The organism is Sinorhizobium fredii NGR234 (genome assembly GCF_000018545.1).
Lineage (GTDB): Bacteria > Pseudomonadota > Alphaproteobacteria > Rhizobiales > Rhizobiaceae > Sinorhizobium > Sinorhizobium fredii_A.
Map to the genome: position 1 here is coordinate 939,805 of NC_012587.1, position 22,446 is coordinate 962,250.

The 22,446-nt window shown below is 63.2% G+C and carries 22 protein-coding genes; 10 read left to right on the plus strand and 12 right to left on the minus strand.

Annotated elements, in window-relative coordinates; all coding sequences use genetic code 11:
- The first annotated feature begins 5 nt into the window (after window positions 1-5).
- Together NGR_RS15695 and NGR_RS15700 are read left to right on the plus strand one after the other, a co-directional pair.
- On the plus strand, window positions 6-659 hold the full coding sequence (locus NGR_RS15695) for an AzlC family ABC transporter permease (protein WP_164924602.1): 654 nt from the start codon (window positions 6-8) through the stop codon (window positions 657-659).
- The gene (locus tag NGR_RS15700) at window positions 656-961 is read left to right on the plus strand and encodes an AzlD family protein (RefSeq protein WP_012707457.1); all 306 of its coding nucleotides are present in this window, start codon (window positions 656-658) and stop codon (window positions 959-961) included. Before NGR_RS15695 ends, NGR_RS15700 begins: the two co-directional genes overlap by 4 nt.
- A gap of 205 nt (window positions 962-1,166) precedes the next feature.
- Here the strand turns inward: NGR_RS15700 and NGR_RS15705 are convergent, their stop codons facing one another.
- The 5 genes from NGR_RS15705 to rpsF all read right to left on the minus strand — a co-directional run bounded on the left by NGR_RS15705 (window position 1,167) and on the right by rpsF (window position 5,466).
- The gene (locus NGR_RS15705; protein WP_012707458.1) at window positions 1,167-2,666 is read right to left on the minus strand and encodes a replicative DNA helicase; all 1,500 of its coding nucleotides are present in this window, start codon (window positions 2,664-2,666) and stop codon (window positions 1,167-1,169) included.
- Window positions 2,667-2,992: 326 nt separating this feature from the next.
- Window positions 2,993-3,568 carry a 50S ribosomal protein L9 gene (rplI, locus tag NGR_RS15710; protein ID WP_012707459.1) on the minus strand — a complete coding sequence of 192 codons (576 nt, stop codon included), beginning with the start codon at window positions 3,566-3,568 and terminating at the stop codon, window positions 2,993-2,995.
- Window positions 3,569-3,603: 35 nt separating this feature from the next.
- Window positions 3,604-4,557, minus strand: coding sequence for a DUF2232 domain-containing protein (locus NGR_RS15715; RefSeq protein WP_164924244.1), 954 nt, complete (start codon window positions 4,555-4,557; stop codon window positions 3,604-3,606).
- A 186-nt stretch (window positions 4,558-4,743) separates the two neighbouring features.
- The gene (rpsR, locus tag NGR_RS15720; protein WP_012707461.1) at window positions 4,744-4,992 is read right to left on the minus strand and encodes a 30S ribosomal protein S18; all 249 of its coding nucleotides are present in this window, start codon (window positions 4,990-4,992) and stop codon (window positions 4,744-4,746) included.
- Window positions 4,993-5,016: 24 nt separating this feature from the next.
- Window positions 5,017-5,466 carry a 30S ribosomal protein S6 gene (gene rpsF / locus NGR_RS15725; RefSeq protein ID WP_012707462.1) on the minus strand — a complete coding sequence of 150 codons (450 nt, stop codon included), beginning with the start codon at window positions 5,464-5,466 and terminating at the stop codon, window positions 5,017-5,019.
- A gap of 352 nt (window positions 5,467-5,818) precedes the next feature.
- Here rpsF and NGR_RS15730 point away from each other — a divergent pair, with 352 nt between their 5' ends.
- Window positions 5,819-6,151 (plus strand): four-helix bundle copper-binding protein, encoded by a 333-nt coding sequence (locus NGR_RS15730; protein WP_012707463.1) that lies wholly within the window; start codon window positions 5,819-5,821, stop codon window positions 6,149-6,151.
- Between the two features lie 34 nt (window positions 6,152-6,185).
- On the opposite strand, the gene NGR_RS15735 is transcribed toward NGR_RS15730, so the two are convergent.
- Window positions 6,186-7,229, minus strand: coding sequence for an aldo/keto reductase (locus NGR_RS15735; RefSeq protein WP_012707464.1), 1,044 nt, complete (start codon window positions 7,227-7,229; stop codon window positions 6,186-6,188).
- A gap of 329 nt (window positions 7,230-7,558) precedes the next feature.
- Between NGR_RS15735 and fabD the strand changes: the two genes are divergently transcribed.
- From fabD to gmk, 7 genes are all read left to right on the plus strand, one after another.
- The gene (gene fabD, locus NGR_RS15740) at window positions 7,559-8,503 is read left to right on the plus strand and encodes an ACP S-malonyltransferase (RefSeq protein ID WP_012707465.1); all 945 of its coding nucleotides are present in this window, start codon (window positions 7,559-7,561) and stop codon (window positions 8,501-8,503) included.
- Window positions 8,504-8,529: 26 nt separating this feature from the next.
- Complete coding sequence (gene fabG / locus NGR_RS15745; RefSeq protein ID WP_012707466.1) at window positions 8,530-9,267, plus strand: 3-oxoacyl-[acyl-carrier-protein] reductase; 738 nt, start codon at window positions 8,530-8,532, stop codon at window positions 9,265-9,267.
- 328 nt (window positions 9,268-9,595) lie between these two features.
- Window positions 9,596-9,832, plus strand: a complete 237-nt coding sequence (locus tag NGR_RS15750) for an acyl carrier protein (RefSeq protein ID WP_003531676.1) — start codon at window positions 9,596-9,598, stop codon at window positions 9,830-9,832.
- A gap of 214 nt (window positions 9,833-10,046) precedes the next feature.
- Window positions 10,047-11,312: a beta-ketoacyl-ACP synthase II gene (gene fabF / locus NGR_RS15755; protein ID WP_164924245.1), complete on the plus strand. Its 1,266-nt coding sequence runs from the start codon at window positions 10,047-10,049 to the stop codon at window positions 11,310-11,312.
- A gap of 286 nt (window positions 11,313-11,598) precedes the next feature.
- Window positions 11,599-12,786 carry an endolytic transglycosylase MltG gene (gene mltG, locus NGR_RS15760; protein WP_012707469.1) on the plus strand — a complete coding sequence of 396 codons (1,188 nt, stop codon included), beginning with the start codon at window positions 11,599-11,601 and terminating at the stop codon, window positions 12,784-12,786.
- Window positions 12,787-12,985: 199 nt separating this feature from the next.
- Window positions 12,986-13,873, plus strand: a complete 888-nt coding sequence (locus NGR_RS15765; RefSeq protein ID WP_012707470.1) for a YicC/YloC family endoribonuclease — start codon at window positions 12,986-12,988, stop codon at window positions 13,871-13,873.
- Between the two features lie 3 nt (window positions 13,874-13,876).
- Window positions 13,877-14,536 (plus strand): guanylate kinase, encoded by a 660-nt coding sequence (gmk, locus tag NGR_RS15770; protein WP_012707471.1) that lies wholly within the window; start codon window positions 13,877-13,879, stop codon window positions 14,534-14,536.
- Here the strand turns inward: gmk and rsmA are convergent.
- The 6 genes from rsmA to lptF form a co-directional block, all read right to left on the minus strand.
- Window positions 14,505-15,395, minus strand: a complete 891-nt coding sequence (rsmA, locus tag NGR_RS15775; RefSeq protein ID WP_012707472.1) for a 16S rRNA (adenine(1518)-N(6)/adenine(1519)-N(6))-dimethyltransferase RsmA — start codon at window positions 15,393-15,395, stop codon at window positions 14,505-14,507. The genes gmk and rsmA overlap by 32 nt on opposite strands.
- A complete protein-coding gene (gene pdxA / locus NGR_RS15780) occupies window positions 15,395-16,423 on the minus strand; it encodes a 4-hydroxythreonine-4-phosphate dehydrogenase PdxA (RefSeq protein ID WP_012707473.1) in 1,029 nt (342 codons plus the stop codon). Before pdxA ends, rsmA begins: the two co-directional genes overlap by 1 nt.
- Window positions 16,424-16,434: 11 nt before the next feature.
- Window positions 16,435-17,379, minus strand: coding sequence for a peptidylprolyl isomerase (locus tag NGR_RS15785; protein WP_193377898.1), 945 nt, complete (start codon window positions 17,377-17,379; stop codon window positions 16,435-16,437).
- A 194-nt stretch (window positions 17,380-17,573) separates the two neighbouring features.
- Window positions 17,574-19,922: an LPS-assembly protein LptD gene (locus NGR_RS15790; protein ID WP_012707475.1), complete on the minus strand. Its 2,349-nt coding sequence runs from the start codon at window positions 19,920-19,922 to the stop codon at window positions 17,574-17,576.
- Window positions 19,922-21,004, minus strand: a complete 1,083-nt coding sequence (gene lptG, locus NGR_RS15795; protein ID WP_012707476.1) for an LPS export ABC transporter permease LptG — start codon at window positions 21,002-21,004, stop codon at window positions 19,922-19,924. Before lptG ends, NGR_RS15790 begins: the two co-directional genes overlap by 1 nt.
- Entirely contained in the window at window positions 21,001-22,173 is a 1,173-nt protein-coding gene (gene lptF / locus NGR_RS15800) for an LPS export ABC transporter permease LptF (protein WP_012707477.1), read from the minus strand. The genes lptG and lptF overlap by 4 nt, the downstream gene beginning before the upstream one ends.
- Between the last annotated feature and the right edge of the window lie 273 nt (window positions 22,174-22,446).

A 22,446-nucleotide genomic window follows, 5' to 3' on the forward strand; every position in this document is an offset into this window, starting at 1 on the left:
GGGCCATGGCGCCCCTGACCGTGGCGGTGATGCCGATCGGCCTGGTCTTCGGTGCCGTTGCCGCAGGCAAGGGCCTGAGCAGCCTCGAAGCGACGCTGATGAGCGTGCTTGTCTTTGCCGGCGGGTCGCAGTTCGTCGCCATGGACATCTGGACACATCCGGCCTCCTGGGGCGCGCTCGCCTTTTCGGCCCTGCTCGTCAACATCCGCCACGTCTTGATGAGCGCTTCGATCGGCAACAAGATGCCGGCGTTTTCCGGCCCGGCGAAATATGCCGCGATGCTGCTGCTCGCCGACGAAATCTGGGCGATGGCCGAAGTCCGCGCCGGTCAGACCCGGCTCACCCCCGCCTGGTATGCGGGTCTTGCCGTGCCGTTTTATTGCGTCTGGGTTCTGGCGAGCCTTGCCGGTTCCGCCGCCGGCGCCTTCCTCGGCGACCCGAAGGCGACCGGTCTGGATTTCGCGTTTCCAGCGGTTTTCACCGTCCTGGTCATGGGCTTCTGGAAGGGACGCGACACCGGCGCCGTACTGGCCGCCAGCGCCACGGCGGCGGTCCTTGCCCATCAGTTCCTGCCGGGCGTCTGGTACATCGCGGCGGGCGCCGCGGCCGGCGTTGCCGCAACGCTTTTCACAAGCCGCCGTCAAGAGGCCTGCGCATGACGCTCGATCCCCATACCTTCCTCGCCATTGTCGCGATGGCCGCAGCCACGGTGCTGACGCGCATTGCCGGGCTTGTTCTCATCCGCTTCGTGACGATCGGCCCGCAGCAGAAGCGCGCCTTGGAGGCGATCCCTCCCGCAGTACTGATGGCGGTCATCGCCCCGACGGCGCTCGTCACCGGCCCAGCCGAGACCCTCGCGACCGTTGCAACGGCGCTCGCCGCGACGCGACTGCCGTTGCTTGCGGCCGTGGCGATCGGGGTGTTTGTCGTCGCTGTCGCGAGAGCGCTGATCGGCGCGTGAGGGGGCGTGGAGTCACCTTGGAACTCCGCCCGGCCTGCCGGCCACCTTCTCCCCGCAAGCGGGGCGAAGGAGACTCGTGGCGCCCTCGCAGAACCTCGCTCCGCTGCCCGATGGGGAGGGAAGGCGGCGCCTCTCGTCCCTTCGCCCCGCCCGCGGGGAGAAGGTGGCGGCAGCCGGATGAGGGGCAGAAAATACTCCCGCGCCCTTAGTGCTCGTACTGCGTGAACGACGGATCGGCGAGGTCGGAGAAGCGGGTGAATTCCGACTGGAAGGCGAGTTTCACGGTGCCGGTCGGTCCGTGACGCTGCTTGGCGATGATCACGTCGGCCGTGCCCTTCACCCGCTCCATCTGCATCTTCCACTCTTCGTATTTCGGATCGAGCTCATCGCGCGGTTCCATGTTCTTCACATAGTATTCCTCGCGGAACACGAAGAGCACCACGTCGGCATCCTGCTCGATGGAACCCGATTCGCGCAGGTCCGAAAGCTGCGGCCGCTTGTCTTCGCGGCTTTCGACGGCGCGCGACAGCTGCGACAGCGCGATGATCGGAACGTTGAGTTCCTTACCGAGAGCCTTGAGGCCTGTGGTAATCTCGGTGATTTCCTGCACGCGGTTTTCGCCTGACTTCTTCGAGCCGCTCATGAGCTGGACGTAGTCGACGACCAGGACGTCGAGGCCGCGCTGGCGCTTCAGGCGGCGGGCGCGCGCCGCAAGCTGGGCGATCGAGATGCCGCCGGTCTGGTCGATATAGAGCGGCACCTTCTGCATCATCTGCGAGCAGGCGACGAGCTTTTCGAAATCCGCTTCGGAGATATCGCCGCGGCGGATCTTCGAGGACGACACTTCGGTCTGCTCCGAGATGATACGGGTGGCGAGCTGTTCGGACGACATTTCCAGCGAGTAGAAGCCGACGACGCCGCCGTTCTTCGCCTTGAAGGAGCCGTCGGGCTGCACTTCCGGCTCATATGCGGCGGCGATGTTGTAGGCGATGTTGGTGGCAAGCGAGGTCTTGCCCATGCCCGGGCGGCCGGCGAGGACGATCAGGTCCGATCGCTGCAGGCCGCCCATCTTGCCGTCGAGCGAATGAATGCCGGTGGAGATGCCGGAGAGGTGCCCGTCGCGTTCGAAGGCCTGTCCGGCCATGTCAATGGCAAGCGCCACGGCGTCATTGAAGGATTGAAAGCCACCGTCGTAGCGGCCGGTCTCGGCAAGCTCGAAAAGGCGCCGTTCGGCGTCCTCGATCTGGCTCTGCGGCGGCATGTCGAGCGGCGCGTCAAAGGCGATGTTGACCATGTCCTCGCCGATGGTAATCAGCGATCGGCGGAGCGCCAGGTCGTAGATCGCCCGGCCGTAGTCTTCCGCGTTGATGATCGAAACGGCTTCCGCGGCAAGACGCGCGAGGTACTGCGCAACCGTCAGGTCGCCGACCTTGTCGTCGGCCTTGAGAAAGGTCTTGACCGTCACCGGGTTGGCGGTCTTGCCCATGCGGATGATTTCGCCGGCAACTTCGAAGATCTTGCGATGCAGCGGCTCGAAGAGATGCACCGGCTTGAGGAAGTCGGAGACGCGGTAGAAGGCGTCGTTGTTGACCAGGATGGCGCCGAGCAGCGCCTGTTCGGCTTCCAGGTTGTTCGGCGCTTCGCGGTAGTGCTGGTCCGCCTGGTCCTTGGGCAAGGGAGCGAGCTTTCGCGCTGCGTCGTTCATGGTAGGTCCGTGTCCGCCTCTAATTTCCGTGAGCCAATCGGTTTGCTGCCTGCCCTCGGCCACGTCTAGTGTAGCTGTGCAACAGTGCCGTGGCTTGCGACGCCGCCATCGAATTTTGCCGGTTGTTCACACTGATTCACAGGGGCGCGGGTGGACCCGAAACATGCCACGCCGGGCATTGCACTTAAGGCTGAGGTCGGCCACAAATCTATCTGATTCGCTTTCGCGCGTCGTCCGCCGATCGCCTTCGCGCACCTTTGGTGACGGCAAAAGAAAAGCCCGGATCGAGGGATCCGGGCTTCTTGTTTCAGCTCTGTCGCTGAACCTTATTCTTCTTCACCGGCGAATTCGGCTTCCGGGTTGAAGAAGTCTTCCGGCTTCAGGGCGTCTTCGTCGACGCCGTAGATGGCCTCGGCGGAGGTCAGGCTTTCGCCCTTGGCCTGGCGCTCGGCTTCTTCGGCCGAACGGGCAACGTTGACTTCGACGGCCACGTCGACTTCCGCGTGCAGGTGCAGCGTCACCTTGTGAACACCGATCGCCTTGATCGGCTGGTTGAGGTTGACCTGGTTGCGGTTGATGTTGAAGCCCTCGGCAGCCAGTACGTCGACGATGTCGCGAGCGGCAACCGAGCCGTAGAGCTGGCCGGTTTCGCCGGCCGAGCGGACGATGATGAAGGACTTGCCGTCAAGCTTGTCGGCGACCTGCTGGGCTTCCGACTTGCGCTCGAGGTTGCGGGCTTCGAGCGTTGCGCGTTCGGATTCGAAACGGGCCTTGTTGGCGGCGTTGGCGCGCAGCGCCTTGCCGAGCGGCAGCAGGTAGTTACGGGCAAAGCCGTCGCGGACCTTTACGGTTTCGCCCATCTGGCCGAGCTTGGCGATGCGTTCGAGGAGAATGACTTCCATGTCGATGTTCCTTTCAAGTTGGCATTGTTCGTTGGTTAGCTTTTTCCCGCCGGTGTGACAGCGATGGTGCGTCGCGTGTCGGTCAGTCCGGACAGGAGGAAGAACACCGCCGGGATCGTGAAGACGAGCACCGACAGATAGGCGATCCACAGCACGGGAAGCCGCCAGGACTTGCCGCGTGTGCGGAAATGGAAGGAGGCGAAGCCCGAGAGCAGGAACCCCGCCCCGAATGTCCCGCAGACGAGGGCGCCGATCGCCGCCGGCGCACCGCCCAGAAACGTCAGGACAAGGCCGGCAAGGAAGACGAAGATGGCGTTGCGATGCATCCTGAGGGACGAGGGGATGTCCTCGCGCGGCCGGACGGATCGTCCCGACATCAGTACGATCCGCGTCGCGATGTAATAGGCGGCAAACAGCATGACGACCCAGATCGCGCCCTGCACAAGCGGTAGCGCCAGCGTGAACATCGACTTGAGCTGGGCAATGGCGGCGGCGTCGGGATTGTAGAGCGGCTCCTGGGCCTTCAACGCCTCGACGACCATGTCGACCATCAGGTCGGAGACGCTCGAATCATAGCCGACGATGGTCGCGACGATGATCATGCCGAGGGTGACGAGCCCGGCGAGGTGGCCGAGGATGTCGGAGAGCGGATACCAGGCAAGCGCGCCCTCGGGGCCGCCGAGTTCCTGGGCCGGGCGCGCGAGATTGGCGAGATGGCTGAGCCAGCCGGCCGGGATGAGCGTGACGACCAGGATGAGCAAGGCGAAATAGGGCGAAATCACGCTTGCCGCTGTAACGCCCGCCGCGATGATCGCGGTGATCGCCGCGGCGTTTCCCCAGCCGAGCCCGGCAATCAGGATCGGCAATGCGGAAGCGGCGTAGAGAACGATTGCAAGGGACGACTGCGTGTTCGCGCCCATCGACAGAAGGGCGGCGGTAATGCCGGCAAGTGCGCCGGTGATCAGCGATGTCCTGTTCCAATTCTGCACGTTTCGCTGTCCTGCTTCAAACGCAGTTAGGGGCGTTCTTGGCCCCAACATGGGATTTTGGCACTTGCCGCGCCGGTTCCGATCCGCGCCCACCGCGGAAGGGAGGCGTCAAGCCGCTCACCCGAAGGAAGCGGCTTGACGCGGAGTCGGTTACCGTTGAGTCAGGCGACCAACGGAGAGCGAGCCTTACGATACGACGTAGGGCAGCAGGCCGAGGAAGCGTGCACGCTTGATCGCCTGGGCGAGCTCGCGCTGCTTCTTCTGGGAAACGGCCGTGATGCGGGACGGAACGATCTTGCCGCGCTCGGAAATGTAGCGCTGCAGGAGACGAACGTCCTTGTAGTCGATCCGCGGCGCGTTTGCGCCCGAGAAGGGGCAGGTCTTGCGGCGGCGGTGGAACGGGCGGCGTACCGGAGCGGAAGAAACTTCAGCCATTGTCATTATCTCCTAGGCTTCGGGTTACGCGCGGTCTTCGCGCGGGCGGCGCGGACGGTCATCACGATCGCCACGGTCCGGGCGCGGACCACGGTCACCGAAACCACCACGGTCCGGACGGTCGCCGTCGCGGCGCGGACGGTCGTCACGGTCGCGCTTCTGCATCATCGCGGACGGACCTTCCTCGTGCTTCTCGACGGCGATCGTCATGTAGCGCAGGATGTCTTCGTTGATGCGCATCTGGCGCTCGACTTCGTGAACGGCCGGTGCCGGAGCATCGATGTCCATGAGGACGTAGTGAGCCTTGCGGTTCTTCTTGATGCGGTAGGTGAGGGACTTCAGGCCCCAGTTCTCGACACGACCGACCTTGCCGCCGTTCGCTTCGAGGACGCCCTTGTACTGTTCGACCAGGGCGTCGACCTGCTGCGGCGTGATGTCCTGCCGAGCCAGGAATACGTGTTCATAAAGAGCCATTGTGGCTTGCCTTTCTTGCGTTTATCAGCCCGGACCTCGGCGGCTAAGCCTCAACGACTGTTCTTATTGGCTCAGATGAGCCGGCAAGAAAGTGTTGTATCGAGACGGTCGAGAGCGGAGACACGGGAGGCCGGAACAGCTTGTCGTTCCTGGCGGCCTCCGGGATGGAAGCCGGCCCTCCGTTCAGCCACCAGCCAGAAGACCGGGCGTTTCGAACAGCGCGCTTATACGGATTTTCAACCGAAATGCAAGGCGTGTCGGAAAATCGTGCCCGAACGGCCGAGCCGCAAAGCTGTGGAACAATGGCTCCCCTTCCTTGTTGGCCCCTCGTTGGCAACCACGGGAGAAGAAAATGCATCACGTCGATCCGAAGATGCAGGAGTGCATCGAAAATTGTCTCGCCTGCTACCGCGCCTGTCTTTCGACGGCGATGAGCCATTGTCTGGAGGCGGGCGGCAAGCACACGGAGCCGGATCACTTCCGGCTGATGATGGCCTGCGCCGAGATATGCCGGACCTCGGCGCATTTCATGCTGATCGGAACGCCCCATCACCGGCATGTCTGCGGCGAGTGTGCAGAGATCTGCAGCGAATGCGCGGCCGACTGCGAACGTATCGGCGGCATGGCCGAATGCGTCGATGCCTGCCAGCGCTGCGCCGAAAGCTGCCGGCAGATGGCAGCCTGAGGCGCGATGTACCGTGCAGAGGTGTTCGCGTCGCTCAGATCGGCGCCGGATAGAGCCGATGGAGGCGGCGTATGCCGTTCAGCACATCCTGCGACAGCGTCACTTCGGCGGCGCCGATGTCGGTCTTCAGCTGTGGGATCGACGTTGCGCCGATGATGGCCGAGGCCATGAAGGGACGCGTCAGGCAGAAGGCGAGCGCCATCTGCGCCGGGTCGAGGCCGTGCTCGCGGGCAAGCGCCACATAGGCGGCGACCGCAGGCTCCTGGTGCGGCGTGAAGCGGCCGCCGAGATCGCCGTTGATCGACAGACGCGACCCGGCGGGCCTTGCCCCGTCGAGATACTTTCCCGTCAAGAGGCCGGCCGCCAGCGGCGAATAGGCAAGCAGTCCGACATCTTCGTGATGGGACAGTTCGGCGAGGTCGAGGTCGTAGGCGCGGTAAAGCAGGTTATATTCGTTCTGGATGGTGGCGACGCGCGGCAGGCCGTGCCTCTCGGACAGGTCGAGCATCTTCATCGTGCCCCAGGCGGTATCGTTCGAAAGCCCGATGGCGCGGATCTTGCCGGCCTTCACGAGGTCGCCGAGCTTGTCGAGAACGGCCCTCAGATCGGCGGCGACGTGTTCCTTGTCCTGCCGTGACGGGTCGTAGGACCAGGCATTGCGGAAGTGGTAATGGCCGCGGTTGGGCCAGTGGAGCTGGTAGAGATCGACATAGTCGGTCTTCAGGCGCTCGAGGCTGGCATCGAGCGCTTCGCCGATCCCCTCCGGCGTCATCGGACCGCCGTTGCGGATATAAGGACGGCCGGAGCCGGCGACCTTGGTGGCGAGCACCACATCGTCACGCCGGCGGCGGCCGGCCAGCCAGTCGCCGATGATCCGCTCGGTATTGCCGTAGGTTTCTGCCGATAGCGGCGTCGTCGGATAGAGTTCGGCGGTATCGATGAAGTTGACGCCGCACTCAAAAGCATAGTCGAGCTGCCCGTGGGCTTCGATCGGCGTATTCTGGGAGCCCCAGGTCATCGTTCCGAGGCAGATTTCGGAAACCTTGATGCCGGTGCGGCCGAGCGTGTTGTAGCGCATGAAGTGACGTTCCTTGTGCTGGCGAAGGCGCGCCGCTGGGAGGAAAAGGCGCGCCGCCCACGAATAGGGTGATGCCACAACCCGGAGCATATCGAACGGGTGCGGCGATGCGGGGCAAACTTACGCCTCGATTGACGAAGATCAAGGGCAAAAGCCCGCAACGGGCGAAGCTCCGCGCTTGACTCGCCGTTCAGGAATGTGAATGGAGAGGAAAACACGGGTGGGGTAGGAAGTTGGGGCGGTTGCGCCGCATTCCGCCCGGATACCAAGAGAGCAGATGGCGACGGGCCGGAAAATTGCCCGTCGAGATCCAGGGAAGGGCACTCCTGATGAGCATTGCATTCACGTTCCCCGGTCAGGGCAGCCAGGCTGTCGGCATGGGCAAGGACCTGGCCGAAGCCTTTCCGGAGGCCGCTGCCGTCTTCGCCGAAGTCGACGACGCGCTTGGCGAAAAGCTCTCCGACACCATCTGGAACGGGCCGGAGGAAACCCTGACGCTGACGGCGAATGCGCAACCGGCGCTGATGGCGGTCTCGATCGCCGTGATCCGCGTGCTCGAGGCCAGGGGGCTCGATCTTGGAAGTAAGGTCTCCTTCGTGGCCGGCCATTCGCTCGGCGAATATTCGGCGCTCTGTGCGGCCGGGACCTTTTCATTGGCCGATACGGCGCGGCTGCTGCGCATCCGCGGCAATGCGATGCAGGCAGCGGTACCGGTCGGCAAGGGCGCGATGGCGGCGATCATCGGCCTGGAGCATGACGATGTCGAAGCGGTTTGTCGCGAAGCGTCGTCGCTCGGTGCCTGCCAAATCGCCAACGACAACGGCGGGGGGCAGCTGGTGATCTCGGGCGAGAAGCAGGCGGTGGAAAAGGCGGCCGCACTTGCCACGGAAAAAGGCGCCAAGCGCGCATTGATGCTGCCGGTCTCCGCACCCTTCCACTCATCCCTGATGGCGCCCGCTGCAGAAGCCATGCGCGAAGCCCTTGCCCAGGTCGAGAAGCGCGATCCGGTCGTGCCGGTCGTCGCCAATGTTCTGGCCGCCCCGGTCAGCGATGCCGGCGAGATCGCCCGGCTGCTGGTCGAGCAGGTGACCGGTCAGGTGCGTTGGCGTGAGACGGTTCAGTGGTTCGCCGGCAACGACGTGACGACTCTCTATGAGATCGGCTCCGGCAAGGTGCTGACCGGCCTTGCGCGACGGATCGACAAGACCGTCAACGGCATTGCCGTAAATACGCCCGCCGATATCGACGCGGCGCTTGCCGCCCTTCTGGCCTGAACGCCTCAATTACAAGGGAGAAATCCATGTTCGATCTTTCCGGCCGCAAGGCTCTCGTTACCGGCGCATCCGGCGGCATCGGCGAGGAAATCGCCCGCATGCTGCATGCTCAAGGCGCCGTAGTCGGCCTCCACGGTACCCGCGTCGAGAAGCTCGAGGCGCTCGCCAACACGCTTGGCGAGCGTGTCCATATCTTCCCGGCAAACCTTTCCGATCGCGCCGAAGTCAAGGCGCTCGGCGAGAAGGCGGAGACGGAACTCGGCGGGGTGGATATCCTCGTCAACAATGCCGGCATCACCAAGGACGGCCTTTTCGTGCGCATGAGCGACGAGGACTGGGACAATGTCCTGGAGGTCAACCTGACGGCCGTCTTCCGGCTGACCCGCGAGCTGACGCATCCGATGATGCGCCGGCGCTTCGGCCGCATCGTCAACATCACCTCGGTGGTCGGCGTCACCGGCAATCCGGGCCAGGCCAATTACTGCGCGTCGAAGGCGGGCATGATCGGCTTCTCCAAGTCGCTCGCCCAGGAGATCGCCACCCGCAACGTCACGGTCAACTGCGTGGCGCCGGGCTTCATCGAGAGTGCGATGACCGGCAAGCTGAACGACAAGCAGAAGGAAGGCATCATGGCGGCGATCCCGATGCGCCGCATGGGAAGCGGTGCCGAGGTCGCCTCGGCCGTGGCCTATCTCGCCTCGAACGAGGCGGCCTACGTCACCGGCCAGACCATTCACGTCAACGGCGGCATGGCGATGATCTGAGCCGCGGGTTCCGGCGGCCGGGTGATGCAAGCTGCAACCGGCCGCATCAGTGCCTCCGCGCCTTGATGCCAAATGCCTGAAATTCAATGTTGAGCAAGCGAATGTCAGGCATTTTCGGACTTTGCGGCAGACTTAAACCGTGTTAATCGGGCCATGACTGTGCGCAGTCGACCGGTCCGGCCAGGTTGTCCGGCAGCCCCTGCTGCCACGGGTTTCCCCGGTTTGGTTGAATGGATTGCCCGGTGGACCAACTTGGTCTATCAGGCGTGAATGAGTACCGGCGCCAAGAATGGCGCCGCAGAGAAAACGAAGGTCGAGGAACTCCGACATGAGCGATATCGCAGAACGCGTGAAGAAAATTGTTATTGATCATCTTGGCGTCGATGCCGAAAAAGTTAGCGAAGGCGCAAGCTTCATCGACGACCTCGGCGCGGACTCGCTCGACACGGTCGAACTGGTCATGGCTTTCGAAGAGGAATTCGGCGTCGAGATTCCGGACGATGCGGCGGATTCGATCCTCACCGTCGGCGACGCCGTCAAGTTCATCGAAAAGGCCCAGGCCTAATCGTTACCGCGGCCTTGCGGCCGCCGCGGGCCGCAAGTTGCGGCCCGTACAGCCCTGGGGATGTGGGCTGGCCCGCCGTGATTGCGGGTCGCGATCAGCAAAGTGCTCCCGCCTTTCCCTCTGATCGTCGAAACTGCAAGGGAAGCAGGGATCGGGCTCGTCGAACGCGTACCGGTTCAGCTCCGGAATTGAACGTTCAGGGTGGGTCATGGGCATGAGACGTGTCGTTATCACCGGTACCGGCATGGTATCTCCTTTGGGTTGCGGAACCGAGGTTAGCTGGTCGCGTCTTCTGGCCGGCGGCAACGCCGCTCGCAGGGTGACCGAGTTCGAGGTCGAGGACCTTCCCGCCAAGATCGCCTGCCGTATCCCCTTCGGTGACGGCTCCGACGGCACCTTCAATGCCGACGACTGGATGGAGCCCAAGGAACAGCGCAAGGTCGACCCATTCATCACCTATGCGATGGCCGCCGCCGACATGGCGCTCGCGGATGCTGGGTGGAAGCCGGAAAGCGACGAGGACCAGATTGCCACCGGCGTGCTGATCGGCTCCGGCATCGGCGGCCTCGAAGGGATCGTCGAGGGCGGCTACACGCTGCGCGACAAGGGGCCGCGCCGGCTTTCGCCCTTCTTCATCCCCGGCCGCCTGATCAATCTTGCCTCCGGCCAGGTTTCCATTCGCCACAAGTTGCGCGGCCCGAACCATTCGGTGGTCACGGCCTGTTCGACCGGCGCGCACGCCATCGGTGACGCGAGCCGCCTGATCGCGCTCGGTGATGCCGACGTCATGGTCGCGGGCGGAACCGAATCGCCGATCTGCCGCATTTCGCTGGCCGGCTTTGCCGCCTGCAAGGCCCTCTCGACGCAGCACAATGACGATCCGCAAAAGGCATCGCGTCCCTATGATGCCGATCGCGACGGCTTCGTCATGGGCGAGGGTGCCGGCATCGTCATCCTCGAGGAACTCGAGCACGCCAAGGCGCGCGGCGCCAAGATCTATGCCGAAGTGGTCGGCTACGGCCTTTCCGGCGACGCTTTCCACATCACCGCCCCCTCGGAAGACGGCGACGGCGCCTACCGCTGCATGCAGATGGCGCTGAAGCGCGCCGGCCTGACGGCGGCCGACGTCGACTATATCAACGCGCACGGCACATCCACGATGGCCGACACGATCGAGCTCGGCGCGGTCGAGCGGCTGGTGGGCGACAGCGCTTCGAGGATCTCGATGTCTTCGACGAAATCGGCGATCGGCCATCTCCTTGGGGCCGCCGGTGCGGTCGAAGCGATTTTCTCGGCGCTGGCGATTCGCGACAATGTCGCGCCGCCGACCCTCAACCTCGACAATCCGTCGGCCGAGACGAAGATCGACCTGGTGCCGCATGTGGCCCGCAAGCGCGAGATCAACGTCGCTCTGTCGAATTCCTTCGGTTTCGGCGGCACCAATGCATCGCTGGTGCTGCGCCGCTACAAGGGCCACTGAAGTCGCCGGACCGGCTCCGGTAGCAGGAACGGAAAAACCGCTCGTGCTACCGGTCTCCCATGGCGCTTTATCCCGCTTTTTGCCGCAATGCTCGCTACAAGCTTTCGGCGGGAGATATCGTGTCGGTTTCGCCCCGATTGGCTATGTTCGCACAAGGCACATCTGGCTTGTGGACCGTCTATTGCTCTGACACATTCGTGCACGTTTACGCTTGCCGCCGGTCTAAGCCGAAATTCGCACCGGCGACGGCTCGATTGAATTTGCGGGTTTCGGATTCGGGTTAATCGTGAGCGACTCAAACGAGAACAGCGCGGCGCAGTTCGGCCGCAATGAAACCGGGAGCAACGGGCCGATCATTCCGAAATCGGCGAACGAGGCGCTGAGGCCGGAGCGGGTACCGGAACCGCCAAAGCGGTCCCGGAAAGCGCGCAGCCAGGTGGTCATCTTCCTCAATTTCCTGATGACCGTGGTCGTGTTCGTCGCGCTGGCGGCGGCGGGAGCCGTCTACTACGCGATGCATGCGTACGAGAAACCGGGCCCCTTGGAAGCGAACCAGAACTTCATCGTGCGCGGCGGCGCCGGCATCATTGAAATTGCCGAGGGGCTGGAGCGCAACAACATCATCACCGACAGCCGCGTCTTCCGCTTCGTCTCCGAAGCCTATCTCGACAACGAAACGCTGAAGGCCGGCGAATACGAGATCAAGGCGCATGCGTCGATGCAGGAGATCATGGAGCTCCTGAAATCCGGCAAGTCGATCCTCTATGCGGTGTCCCTGCCGGAAGGGCTGACCGTGAAGCAGATGTTCCGCAAGCTTTCGGACGACCCGGTGCTCGTCGGCGATCTGCCGGCGGAACTGCCGGCCGAGGGCTCACTAAAGCCGGACACCTACAAATTCACACGCGGCACCAAGCGGGGCGAAATCGTCCAGCAGATGGTTTCGGCACAAAAAGCGCTTGTCTCGCAGATCTGGGAAAAGCGTGATCCCGAATTGCCTGTGACATCGGTCGAAGAGTTCGTCACGCTCGCCTCCATCGTCGAGAAGGAGACGGGCCGCGCAGACGAACGGCCGCGCGTCGCCTCGGTCTTCATCAACCGGTTGGAAAAGGGCATGCGCCTGCAGTCGGATCCGACGATCATTTACGGCATCTTCGGCGGCGAGGGTAAACCCGTCGACCGGGCGATCCTGAAGTCCGACCTCGAAAAGGAAACGCCTTACAACACCTATCTCATCAAGGGGCTGCCGCCGACGCCGATTGCAAATCCCGGCAGGGCGGCGCTGGAAGCCGTGGCCAATCCCTCGCGCACGCCCGAGCTTTATTTCGTCGCCGACGGGACCGGCGGACACGTCTTTGCCGCGACGCTCGATGAACACAACGCGAATGTGCGGCGGTGGCGGAAACTCGAGGCCGAAAAGGCGGCCGAGGCGGCAAAGGCGGCTGCGGATGCCGCCACGGCACCCGAGGCGCAATAGAGACAGGCTGTATTTGTGGACGATCGGCCGACGGCGTGGATATCCCTTGCGGGCTGCCGCGCCGTCGCCCTATTGCTTCTGCACGACAGCGCCCGCGCGTCCTTTCGAAGGTCGCTGCAGTACTTGGAAACGCTGGTGTTACTGTCCTTGAATCAGCATGCGATTCAAGGAGCGCACACAGCAGCGAATGGAGGAAACCATGCCGCTCCAGTCGATGACCGGCTTTGCCAGGAGAGAGGGGAGCAGCGGCCGCTATCGCTGGGCCTGGGAATTGCGCTCCGTCAACGGAAAGGGACTCGATGTACGGCTGCGCCTGCCGCAGGGGCTGGAACGTTTCGAGCCCGACTGCCGGCGTCTTGCTCCGCAATATTTCTCGCGCGGCAATCTGCAGATCGCTCTCTCTGTCAGCGGCGGCGAGACGGCCGTCGAAGCCGTCATCAACCGGGGCGCCCTGGATGCCGTGCTGAAACTACGCGAGCAATTGGGCGACCTCGTCGACCCGGCGCCGCTCAGGTTCGATACGCTGCTGTCGCTCCGAGGCATCATCGATCTGCGTGAACCGGAGGAAAGCGAGACTGAGCGCGCCGCCCGCGACGACGATATCGTCAAGGGGCTGGAATTGTCGCTGGCAGACCTGATGGCCATGCGCGAGGACGAGGGGGCGGCCCTCGAAAAGGTTTTGGCGGCGCAGGTGGACCGCATTGAAGAGCTGACGGCGACGGTGGAGAAGGACCCGTCACGGAGCGCTCCGGCAATTGCCGCCCGGTTGGCGCAGCAGGTCGCGTTGATCATGGACAACGCATCTTCCATCGACCGTGAAAGATTGCATGCCGAGGTCGCGCTGCTTGCAACCAAAGCTGATCTCAGGGAAGAGGTCGACCGGCTCCGTTCGCACATTGCCGCCGCCCGCGAGCTCTTGACGAAAGGCGGCCCCGTTGGACGCAAGCTCGACTTCCTTGCACAGGAATTTAACCGGGAATCGAATACCATCTGCTCGAAGTCGAACGCCGCTGCCGTCTCGGCCGCGGGCATCGAATTGAAGGTTGTGATCGACCAGTTCCGCGAACAGGTTCAGAATCTGGAGTAAGACATGAAATCGGCGACTGCTTCGCCCATCAGGATCGCCCGTCGCGGATTGATGCTTGTGATCTCGTCGCCCTCAGGCGCCGGAAAATCGACGATCGCGCGCAATCTCCTCGAGGCCGATCCGGAACTGACCATTTCGGTGAGTGTCACGACGCGCGCCAAGCGGTCGAGTGAGATCGAGGGGCGGCATTATCATTTCAAGACCGTCCGCGAATTCGAGGCATTGAGGGCGACGGACTCGCTGCTCGAGTGGGCCGAGGTGCACGGCAATTTCTACGGAACACCGCGCGACGCCGTCGAGGCCGCGATGGCCGACGGGCGCGACATGCTCTTCGACATCGACTGGCAGGGTGCGCAGCAATTGCAGGAAAAGATGGCCGGCGACGTGGTGTCGATCTTCATCCTGCCGCCGTCCATGGCGGAACTGCAGTCGCGCCTGCATCGGCGCGCCGAAGATACCGAGGAAGTGATCGCAACGCGGCTCGCCAATTCGCGCGCGGAGATCGAGCACTGGCGCGAATACGACTATATCGTCCTCAATGACGATCTCGACCGCGCCTTCTCTTCCGTGCGCGCGATCATCGAAGCGGAGCGACTGCGCCGCGACCGGCGCCCTGGCCTGTTCGAATTCGTCAACGGTCTTCTGACGGAAAACCCGTTCTGAGGGGCGCGGCCCCGGATCGCGGTACCTTTTCCCCCAACAGGCAATTCGCCAGCCGGCAGAACTCTTCGACCGTCAGCGTCTCGGCCCGCCGTTGCGGGTCGATGCCTGCCTTGCCGAGCAGCGCTTCGCCGCCGATCGACTTGAGGCTCTGGCGCAGCATCTTGCGGCGCTGGCCGAAGGCCGCCTGCGTGACCTTCTCGAGCGCCGAGACCGCGCATGGAATCGGATTGTCGATCGGCTCGAGATGCACGACCGTGGAGGTCACCTTCGGAGGCGGGGTGAAGGCCTGCGGCGGCACGTCGAAGGCCAGGCGCGCCTTGGTGCGCCAGCCACAGAGGACGCCGAGGCGGCCATAGTGATCGTCGTCGGCGCCGGCGACGATCCGCAAGCCAACTTCCCGCTGGATCATCAGCGTCATCGACTGCCAGAAGGGCGGCCAGCGCTCGGGCAGCAGCCAATTGACGAGAAGCTGCGTGCCGACATTGTAGGGCAGGTTGGCGATGATACGCACCGGTCCCTCGGCGAGGCGCTCGAAATCCACCTTCAAGGCGTCGCCTTCGACGACGTCGAGCCGGCCGGGATAGTGGGCGCTGATTTCGGCAAGTGCCGGCAGGCAGCGCGGGTCGCGTTCGATTGCCACGACCTTCCTGGCGCCGAGCGCCAGGATGGCGCGCGTCAGCCCCCCGGGGCCTGGGCCGACTTCGATGACGGTGACGTCTTCGAGGGGGCCGGCCGTGCGGGCGATCTTCTGGGTGAGATTGAGGTCGAGCAGGAAATTCTGCCCGAGCGCTTTCTTCGCATCGAGCCCGTGGCGCTGGATGACGTCGCGAAGCGGCGGCAGACCGTCGAGTGCTGCCATCAGCGCGGCACCTTCCCGGCATTGGCTGCCAGTTCCGCGGCAAGACGCAGCGCCGCCTGCAGGCTGTCCTCGCGCGCAATGCCCTTGCCGGCGATCGCAAAGGCAGTGCCATGGTCCGGCGAGGTTCTGATGAAGGGTAAGCCAAGCGTGACATTGACGCTGTCATCGAAGCCGAGCGCCTTGGCCGGGATCAGAGCCTGATCGTGATACATGCAGATCGCCACGTCATAGGTCTGTCTTGCCCGATCGTGGAACATGGTGTCGGCCGGAAGCGGCCCGACGACGTCGAGACCGTCGGCGCGAAGGCGGTCGATCACCGGACGGATGACCTGATCGTCCTCGAGCCCGAGCGCGCCTCCTTCGCCGGCATGCGGGTTGAGGCCCGCAATGGCCAGACGCGGCGCCGTAAGCCCGAAGCGGCTCTTCAGATCGGCGGCGGTCGTCGTAGAGGTCCGGTAGATCAGATCCGGCGTCAGGGCGGCGGGAACATCCTTGAGCGGAATATGGATCGTCACCGGGACGGCGCGCAGCTTCGGCCCCGCCAGCATCATCACCGGCAGAAGGGAGGCTCCGGTCGCCTTCTCCGCCAGATCGGCGAGATATTCGGTGTGGCCGGGGAAGCGGAAACCTGCCTCGTAGAGTACGGCCTTGGCGATGGGATTGGTCGTTACGGCCGAGGCTTCACCGGCCATGACGAGCCGCACGGCGGTATCGATCGCACCGGTTACGGCAGCGGCATTCTCCGCGCTCGGCTGGCCGGCGACCACGGGCGCGGCACAACGGATCGGCAATACCGGCAGGGCGTTTGCGAAGACGGCGGCTGCGTTGAGGCAATCGGTCTCCTCGATCCGCACCGGTTGCCCGAGCACCCTGGCGCGCGCCGAAAGCACCGAAGGGTCGCCGATGAAGAGGAAAGGCGCAGTTGCCTGCGCCTCCCGCCTTGCCCAAACGGCAAGAGTAATGTCCGGGCCAATCCCGGCCGGGTCACCCATCGTCAGGGCGATCGGCCTGCCGCTCGTCTCGCTCATGATAGCCCGTATTATTTGTTGACGATCTGCGCCTTGGAGCGCAGCTCCTCGAGATATTTCTCGCTGTTCGGATCTTCGCCGCCGGCCTTCTTCTTGCCGATGTCCTCGGCACGGAAGACAACTTCGGCGGCGGCGTCGTCATTGACCTGGCGCTTCTTGCAGATTGCCAGATATTCGACGCCCTTTTCGGTGACTCGCGTGCCGGTCGTCGTGCCGTCCCCCGCCTTTTCGACGAGCGGCTTCCAATCCTCCGGCAATTGCTGGGCAAGCACGCGGCCGAGACTGCGGATCGATACGTCACGGTAATTCGCTGCGAAAGCCTTCGACGTCTCGCAACCGGGGAACTGCGAGCGCGAAGCATTGGCTTCGGCCTGCCGCTTGGCGGTGATCGCGCCGCGTTTCGATTCCGGGATGACGAAGATGACCTGCTGCAGGAAGTATTCCGTCGTCACCGGCTTGTTGCCGCCGCCTTCCATCATGCGCTTGACCAGGTCGCCGCCGGACAGCCGGCTGGCGCTGCCATAGCGGAAGTTGACGACCCGCGGCCAGCTCATCTGGACGGCAATATACTGCTTGAAATGCTCGATGCCGACGCCGGACTGATCGAGAATCTTGCCGAGTTGCTCAGTCGACAGCTTGTTGCCGGCGGCAAATCGCGCATAGGCGGCGTCGACCTCCTGGGTGCTGACCGACTGCTGGACGCGGGCGATCTCGGCACGCTTCAGGACCTCGTCGACAAGTTGCTTCTCGGCTTCGGCTGCACCGCCACCTTGGCGCTGCAGGCGTAGGAACGCCACGCGCTTGGCGATATCACCCGAGGTGATAACGGTACTGTTGACAATTACCTTCACACCGCTGGCAGCCTGAACGGCTGCACCAGAAGCAATGCTCAGCACCCCGGCGACCGCCAGCGCGGAGAGCGCCCTCACGATCGAAATTTTCCCGCCCATGATCAATCCCCGCTCATCCCGCGTCGATTGCTCGCAGCCGTTGCCACAGCCTCAACCGACCGCCTTCCCACTATCAATTTGTGGGAAATGCATAATACATGCGGCTAAACAATGACAAGAGCGCGTGATCAATCGATCGCGCCGCATTTATGTGGGCCACGAGATGGCGCTCACGATTGAAGGGGGGAACGGGGAACGTCTCAGAAGTAGTCCAGCTCTTCGAATCTGGTCTCGCCCACATTGATGTCGCCCAGCGTACGGAAGCTGATGCGGGCACCAATCGACCAGTCGTTGGCGACCGTACTGTCCGTATCCCGCTCCGACTTGTAGACGATCGAGAACAGGGTGTCCTGATCGTCATAGGTCAGTCCCAGGCCATGGCGGGTCACGACGCCTTCATTGATGTCATAGGTCACCGCGCCAAACACCGACCAAAAGTCGTGGAACCGATAAGCGGCTGCCGACTGGATCTCGTCCTGGTCGAACGCCGAGCCGTAGAGCGGCTGCGCCTCGATCCGCGTATAGGTCAACGCCGCCTGCCATGTCAGGCCGAGATAGCCGACCGTCGCGTCAGCGCGGCGCAGGCTCAAGTCCTGTTCGTCCAGGCGGCCGGAAAGACTCGCCATCAAGCCGGAAGGAGCGTCGACGCCGAACATCGCCACATAATCGGACCGGTCGCTTTCCAGGCCCGAGTCTGCGCCGACCTTGACGAGATCGTCCGTCGCGAAGGAGTTGACGCCGCCGAGGTGGAACGATTGCCCCGCGATGGCGCGCAGGCCGTAGCCATTGTCGAAGCTGCCGGTGTAACGCACGCCGACATTGGCGCGTGTTCCGCCTTCGATACGGTCGAAGCCGGAGAATTTGTCACGATCGAAGAGGTTGGTGGCATCGAAGACGAAGCTCTGGGCATCTTCGTTCGGCAGTGCGCCGGCATATTGTTCGTTCGGCCGGGCGTAGAGCTGTGCGATCGGCTCCAGCACGTGGCTGCTCGTTTCACCGGCGAAAAGGATCGGATAGCGCGCCTCGAGACCCGCGGTGAGCATGCCCCGCGTCACTGCATCGCTGCTCGTGAACGCGCCGGTGTAGCCGATGGGGTCGTCCACATTGACGCCCACGGCATCGCCGCGCGCCGCAAGCAAAGGTGTCAGCGCCAGCCCGCCGGGCGCGATGAAGGTCCGTTTCCACTCGAGCTCGCCGGTCAGGCGGTGCGAACTGCCCTCGAGCCCGCGGAAGCGATCCACACCGAACACAGTGGTGTCGCGGTCCAGCCGGTTGCGCTTGACGTTCGTGAAGTTGAAGTCGGCGTTGAGCTCTCCGCCGAGGACCGGCTCGGGCGCGGTGTAGGAATAGTCCAGGACCTGCGCGATCGGCTGCTGGTTTTCCGCGATGCTGTCCGGATCGGCGTCCTGGATGTCGAAATAGAAGGCGCGCAGGTCGAAATAGTTGCGCTTGCCGAGGCCGGACAGATAGGCCTGATTGACATAGGTGGTGCCGTCGAACGACGAAAGGTCGTAGGTCTTGGCGAAGTTGTTGTCCGATTGGACGAGAACGTTCCAGCCGAAGGTCCAGCGCGGATTGATCTCGAACCGGCCCTTGGATGCCACCATGCCGCGGGCGGTTTCTTGCGCGTCGACGGTTCCGGGCGTGAACTGATCCCTGTCCATCTGGCTGATGCCGGCCACGTTCAGCGTGTGCATGCCGTTGTGGAACCGCTGGCGGAACTCGCCTTCGAGCAGGAAGCCCTGGCGCGTCAAGCCGGTCGCGGTGACGGTCGCGTCCATATAGGGCGAGATCGCCCAGTAATAGGGGATACCGACGCCTGCGCCGAGCTTCTGCGCGTAGCGGAATGTCGGGAAGAGGAAGCCGCTCTTGCGCTTCACCGTGTGGTCGGGGATTTCCATCACCGGTATGTAGGCGATGGGTTTTCCGAACAGCTCGAAATAGGCGTGTTCCAGCCGAATCGTGCGTGTGCGTCCATTCTGAACGACCCGCTGCGCCTTGATGTGCCACAGCGAACGGTGCTCCGGCTTGGTCGAGCACGGCGTGCAGGCGGTATAGACGGCCTTGTTCAGGATGAACTCTTCGCCATTGCGCCGTTCGCCGCTTTCGGCTGCGAGCCGGGTCAGGTCGGTCGTCTCGATTCGCAACGCGGTGACGAAACCGTTGCCGAAATCATCGGTGACATCCATTTTGTCGGCATAGACGACATTGCCGCCCGGCTCGATCAGCTGGACTTCCCCGGTCGCAAGGATGCGACCGCTCTTTTGATTGTAGTCGACCTGGCGGGCCACCATTTTGTAGCCGCCATATTCGATCTGCACGTTGCCGCGCACGGTGACGATTTCCGTGTCGCGGTTGTAGACCAGCTCGTTGGCGGTCAACAGGAGCTTCGCGTCAGCCGGGATGTTCGGCTGCAGCTCATCGATTCGGGTCGTGGTGTCCTGCGCCATGGCCGGCGCATGCATTCCGATGGCAAGCGCATGCAACGCCACGCCCGCAAGAAGGGCGGCGTTGGTAAGCTTCACAGGTCCGCGGTTGCCTGCCGCCACTAGCCATCCTCCTGATGCAATAGAATCGTCGAGCCCAGCGCCATCGCTACAACAACTGGCAACCAGGCTGCAACGAACGGAGGCACAATACCGCTGCTCCCGAATGCTTTGACAAGCACGGTGACGACATAAAGCACGAAGCCTGACAGGATGCCACCGAGAATTACCGAGCGTGATTGGTTGAACCGGCTAAATTTCAAAGAGACGCAAGCGGCGATCAAAGTCATTGCAACGAGAAGCAGCGGCAGCGACAGCAGCGAGTGAAGCTGCGTTTCCATGGCGTCGGTCGAGAAGCCGAAGGACCGGGCCACCTCGATTTTGTGCGGCAGGTCGAAAAACTGAATGGAATCAGCCTTCGCCAAGCGTTCCTGGACAAAATCGGCCTTCAGATTCGTGCGAAGTTGTACCGTTTCCAGTCGTCGGGGCAGGCGTCCGTTGCCGCTTTCGGTGACCCCGTTAAGCAGCCAGTAACCATCTTCGAGTTTCGCCGACTTCGCATCCTGCCTCAGGGTGATCGTTCCCTGTGGATCAAAGTGGATGACGGTGACGTTGATGAGCTCCGTGCCGCCGTTCTGGACGGAGCGGGCGCCAATGATCGTGTCCGTTCCGTCATAGATCTGTCTGAGCCACGGTATCGAACTGGATTGCGCCGAGCGGGAGGAGCCCCATTCCGCCTCCAGCGCCTCGGCCCGCTTCGTTCCCCAGGCGGCAAGCGGATTGAGCGCCACGACGGCGAGGACGCCGACAAGAAACGCGCCCAGCACGAAGGGCCGCAGGAACTGCCACACGGAAATGCCGGCGGCGCGGGTGACGACCAACTCGTAGCGTCGGTTGAGGGAAATCAGTGCCGCCATCGCGGAAAAGAGCGCCACGAAGGGAACCGTCTGTTGGAGGATCGTCGGGATTCGGAACGTCGTCATCAGCAGTGCGCCGCTCACCGTGTAGTGCGGCAGGGCCGACATACGGCTGGCGAGTTCGCTGAAATCGATGATGAAGATCAGCGCAAAGATGCCGACCAGGAACCAGAACGTCGTGACGATGTAACGCTTGAAGAAATAACGTCCGAGGGTGCTGAGGATCATGACGCCTGTTCTCCGTCGGCGCCGGCCGGCCGCACGAGCCGAAGCCGCAGCATGAGATCGGTGAGCTTTTCCTTCCAGGTCATGGGAATGTCGAGGCGGCGGTTGCTGGCGAGCTGGCGAATCGCCAAGGCGCCGGTCATCAAGGGCACCAGATACATGAGCGGTACGAACCAGATGGAATCTTCCGCACTGTTGCCGGCGTAGAAGGTCATCCAGCGGATAACGAGAGCCGCACCCACCGCGCTGATCGTCGGATGCACGCGCGCCTCCCGGTGCGAGCGGGCATCGCTGCTGACGACGAGTGCGATCAATCCGAAGAGCAGCGGGTAGGTCCACTCGGAGAGGCGGCGGTGCAGTTCTGCCGTGAAGGCCAATGGCGAGCGCTTGTAGGACGGATCGTTCGGATCGGGATCAATGAGATAGAAGAGGTCTCGATCCTTGGCTCGGATAGTGGCCTCGCCCGCCGTTCTGGTCATGTCGGTGAGGTCGAAGGCATAGGAATCGAACTTGATGACGGAGACGCCGCCGTCCGGCAACTTGCGATGCACCTCGCCGTCCTTCATCACCAGCGCCGAGCGCTCCTCGTCGACCGCGCCCTCGCGTGCATAATAGACGAGCTCGAAATTCGGGTTGCGCGAATCGGCGACGAAGATGCCATGCAGAACGCCGCCGCTGCGTCGGGCGGCGACCTGCACGTAAAGCCCGTCGGTGATCCTCCGGAAGGCGTTTTCCTGCACGACGGAGGAAAGCAGGTCGGCATGCGCCGTCGCAATCATCTTGCGCACTGCAACACGCGAATAGGGCTCGACGAAGTTGTCGATGACAAAGGATAGGACGCTCAGCCCGACAGCGAGATAAATCACCGGCCGGATGACCGACATGCGCGAGCTGCCGGCTGCGTTGAGCACCGTCAGTTCCGAATCCGTGTTCATCACGCTCAGCGTCTGGGTGACGCCGATCAGCAGCGCGAAGGGCAGTATGATCGGAACGACCGAAGGCAGGATCAGTGTCGCAAGCTTGAGGAAGGCGAAGATCGACTGGCCGCTGTCCGTGACGAGGTTGACGTTGCTCAGCGCCTGGGTGGTCCAGACGATACCGAGCAGCGGCAGGAGCGTTGCCAGGAACATGATCGTGGCGCGCCGGAAGATGTAGCGTTCGATCAGCTTCATACCCGTTTCCGACCTAAATCCTGCTCTTCATTCAAGCCGCCCATGCGTATACGGGCCTCGTATTCGCGGGTCGGCCGAACCGGTCTCCGTTTCCTGCATCGAAACTCAGAGTCTCGAACAACAGGGATAATATAAGGCGAAGAACTGCGGTTAACCGCATGTAAACATGTGCGGGCATCTTGCCAAGCGTCTCAAAAGCGAGAAGGGTGCACGCCACGGTTTTGAACATGGCCGACGTCGCGAATGTCCGCCACTGTAGCCGTCCGGTAACAG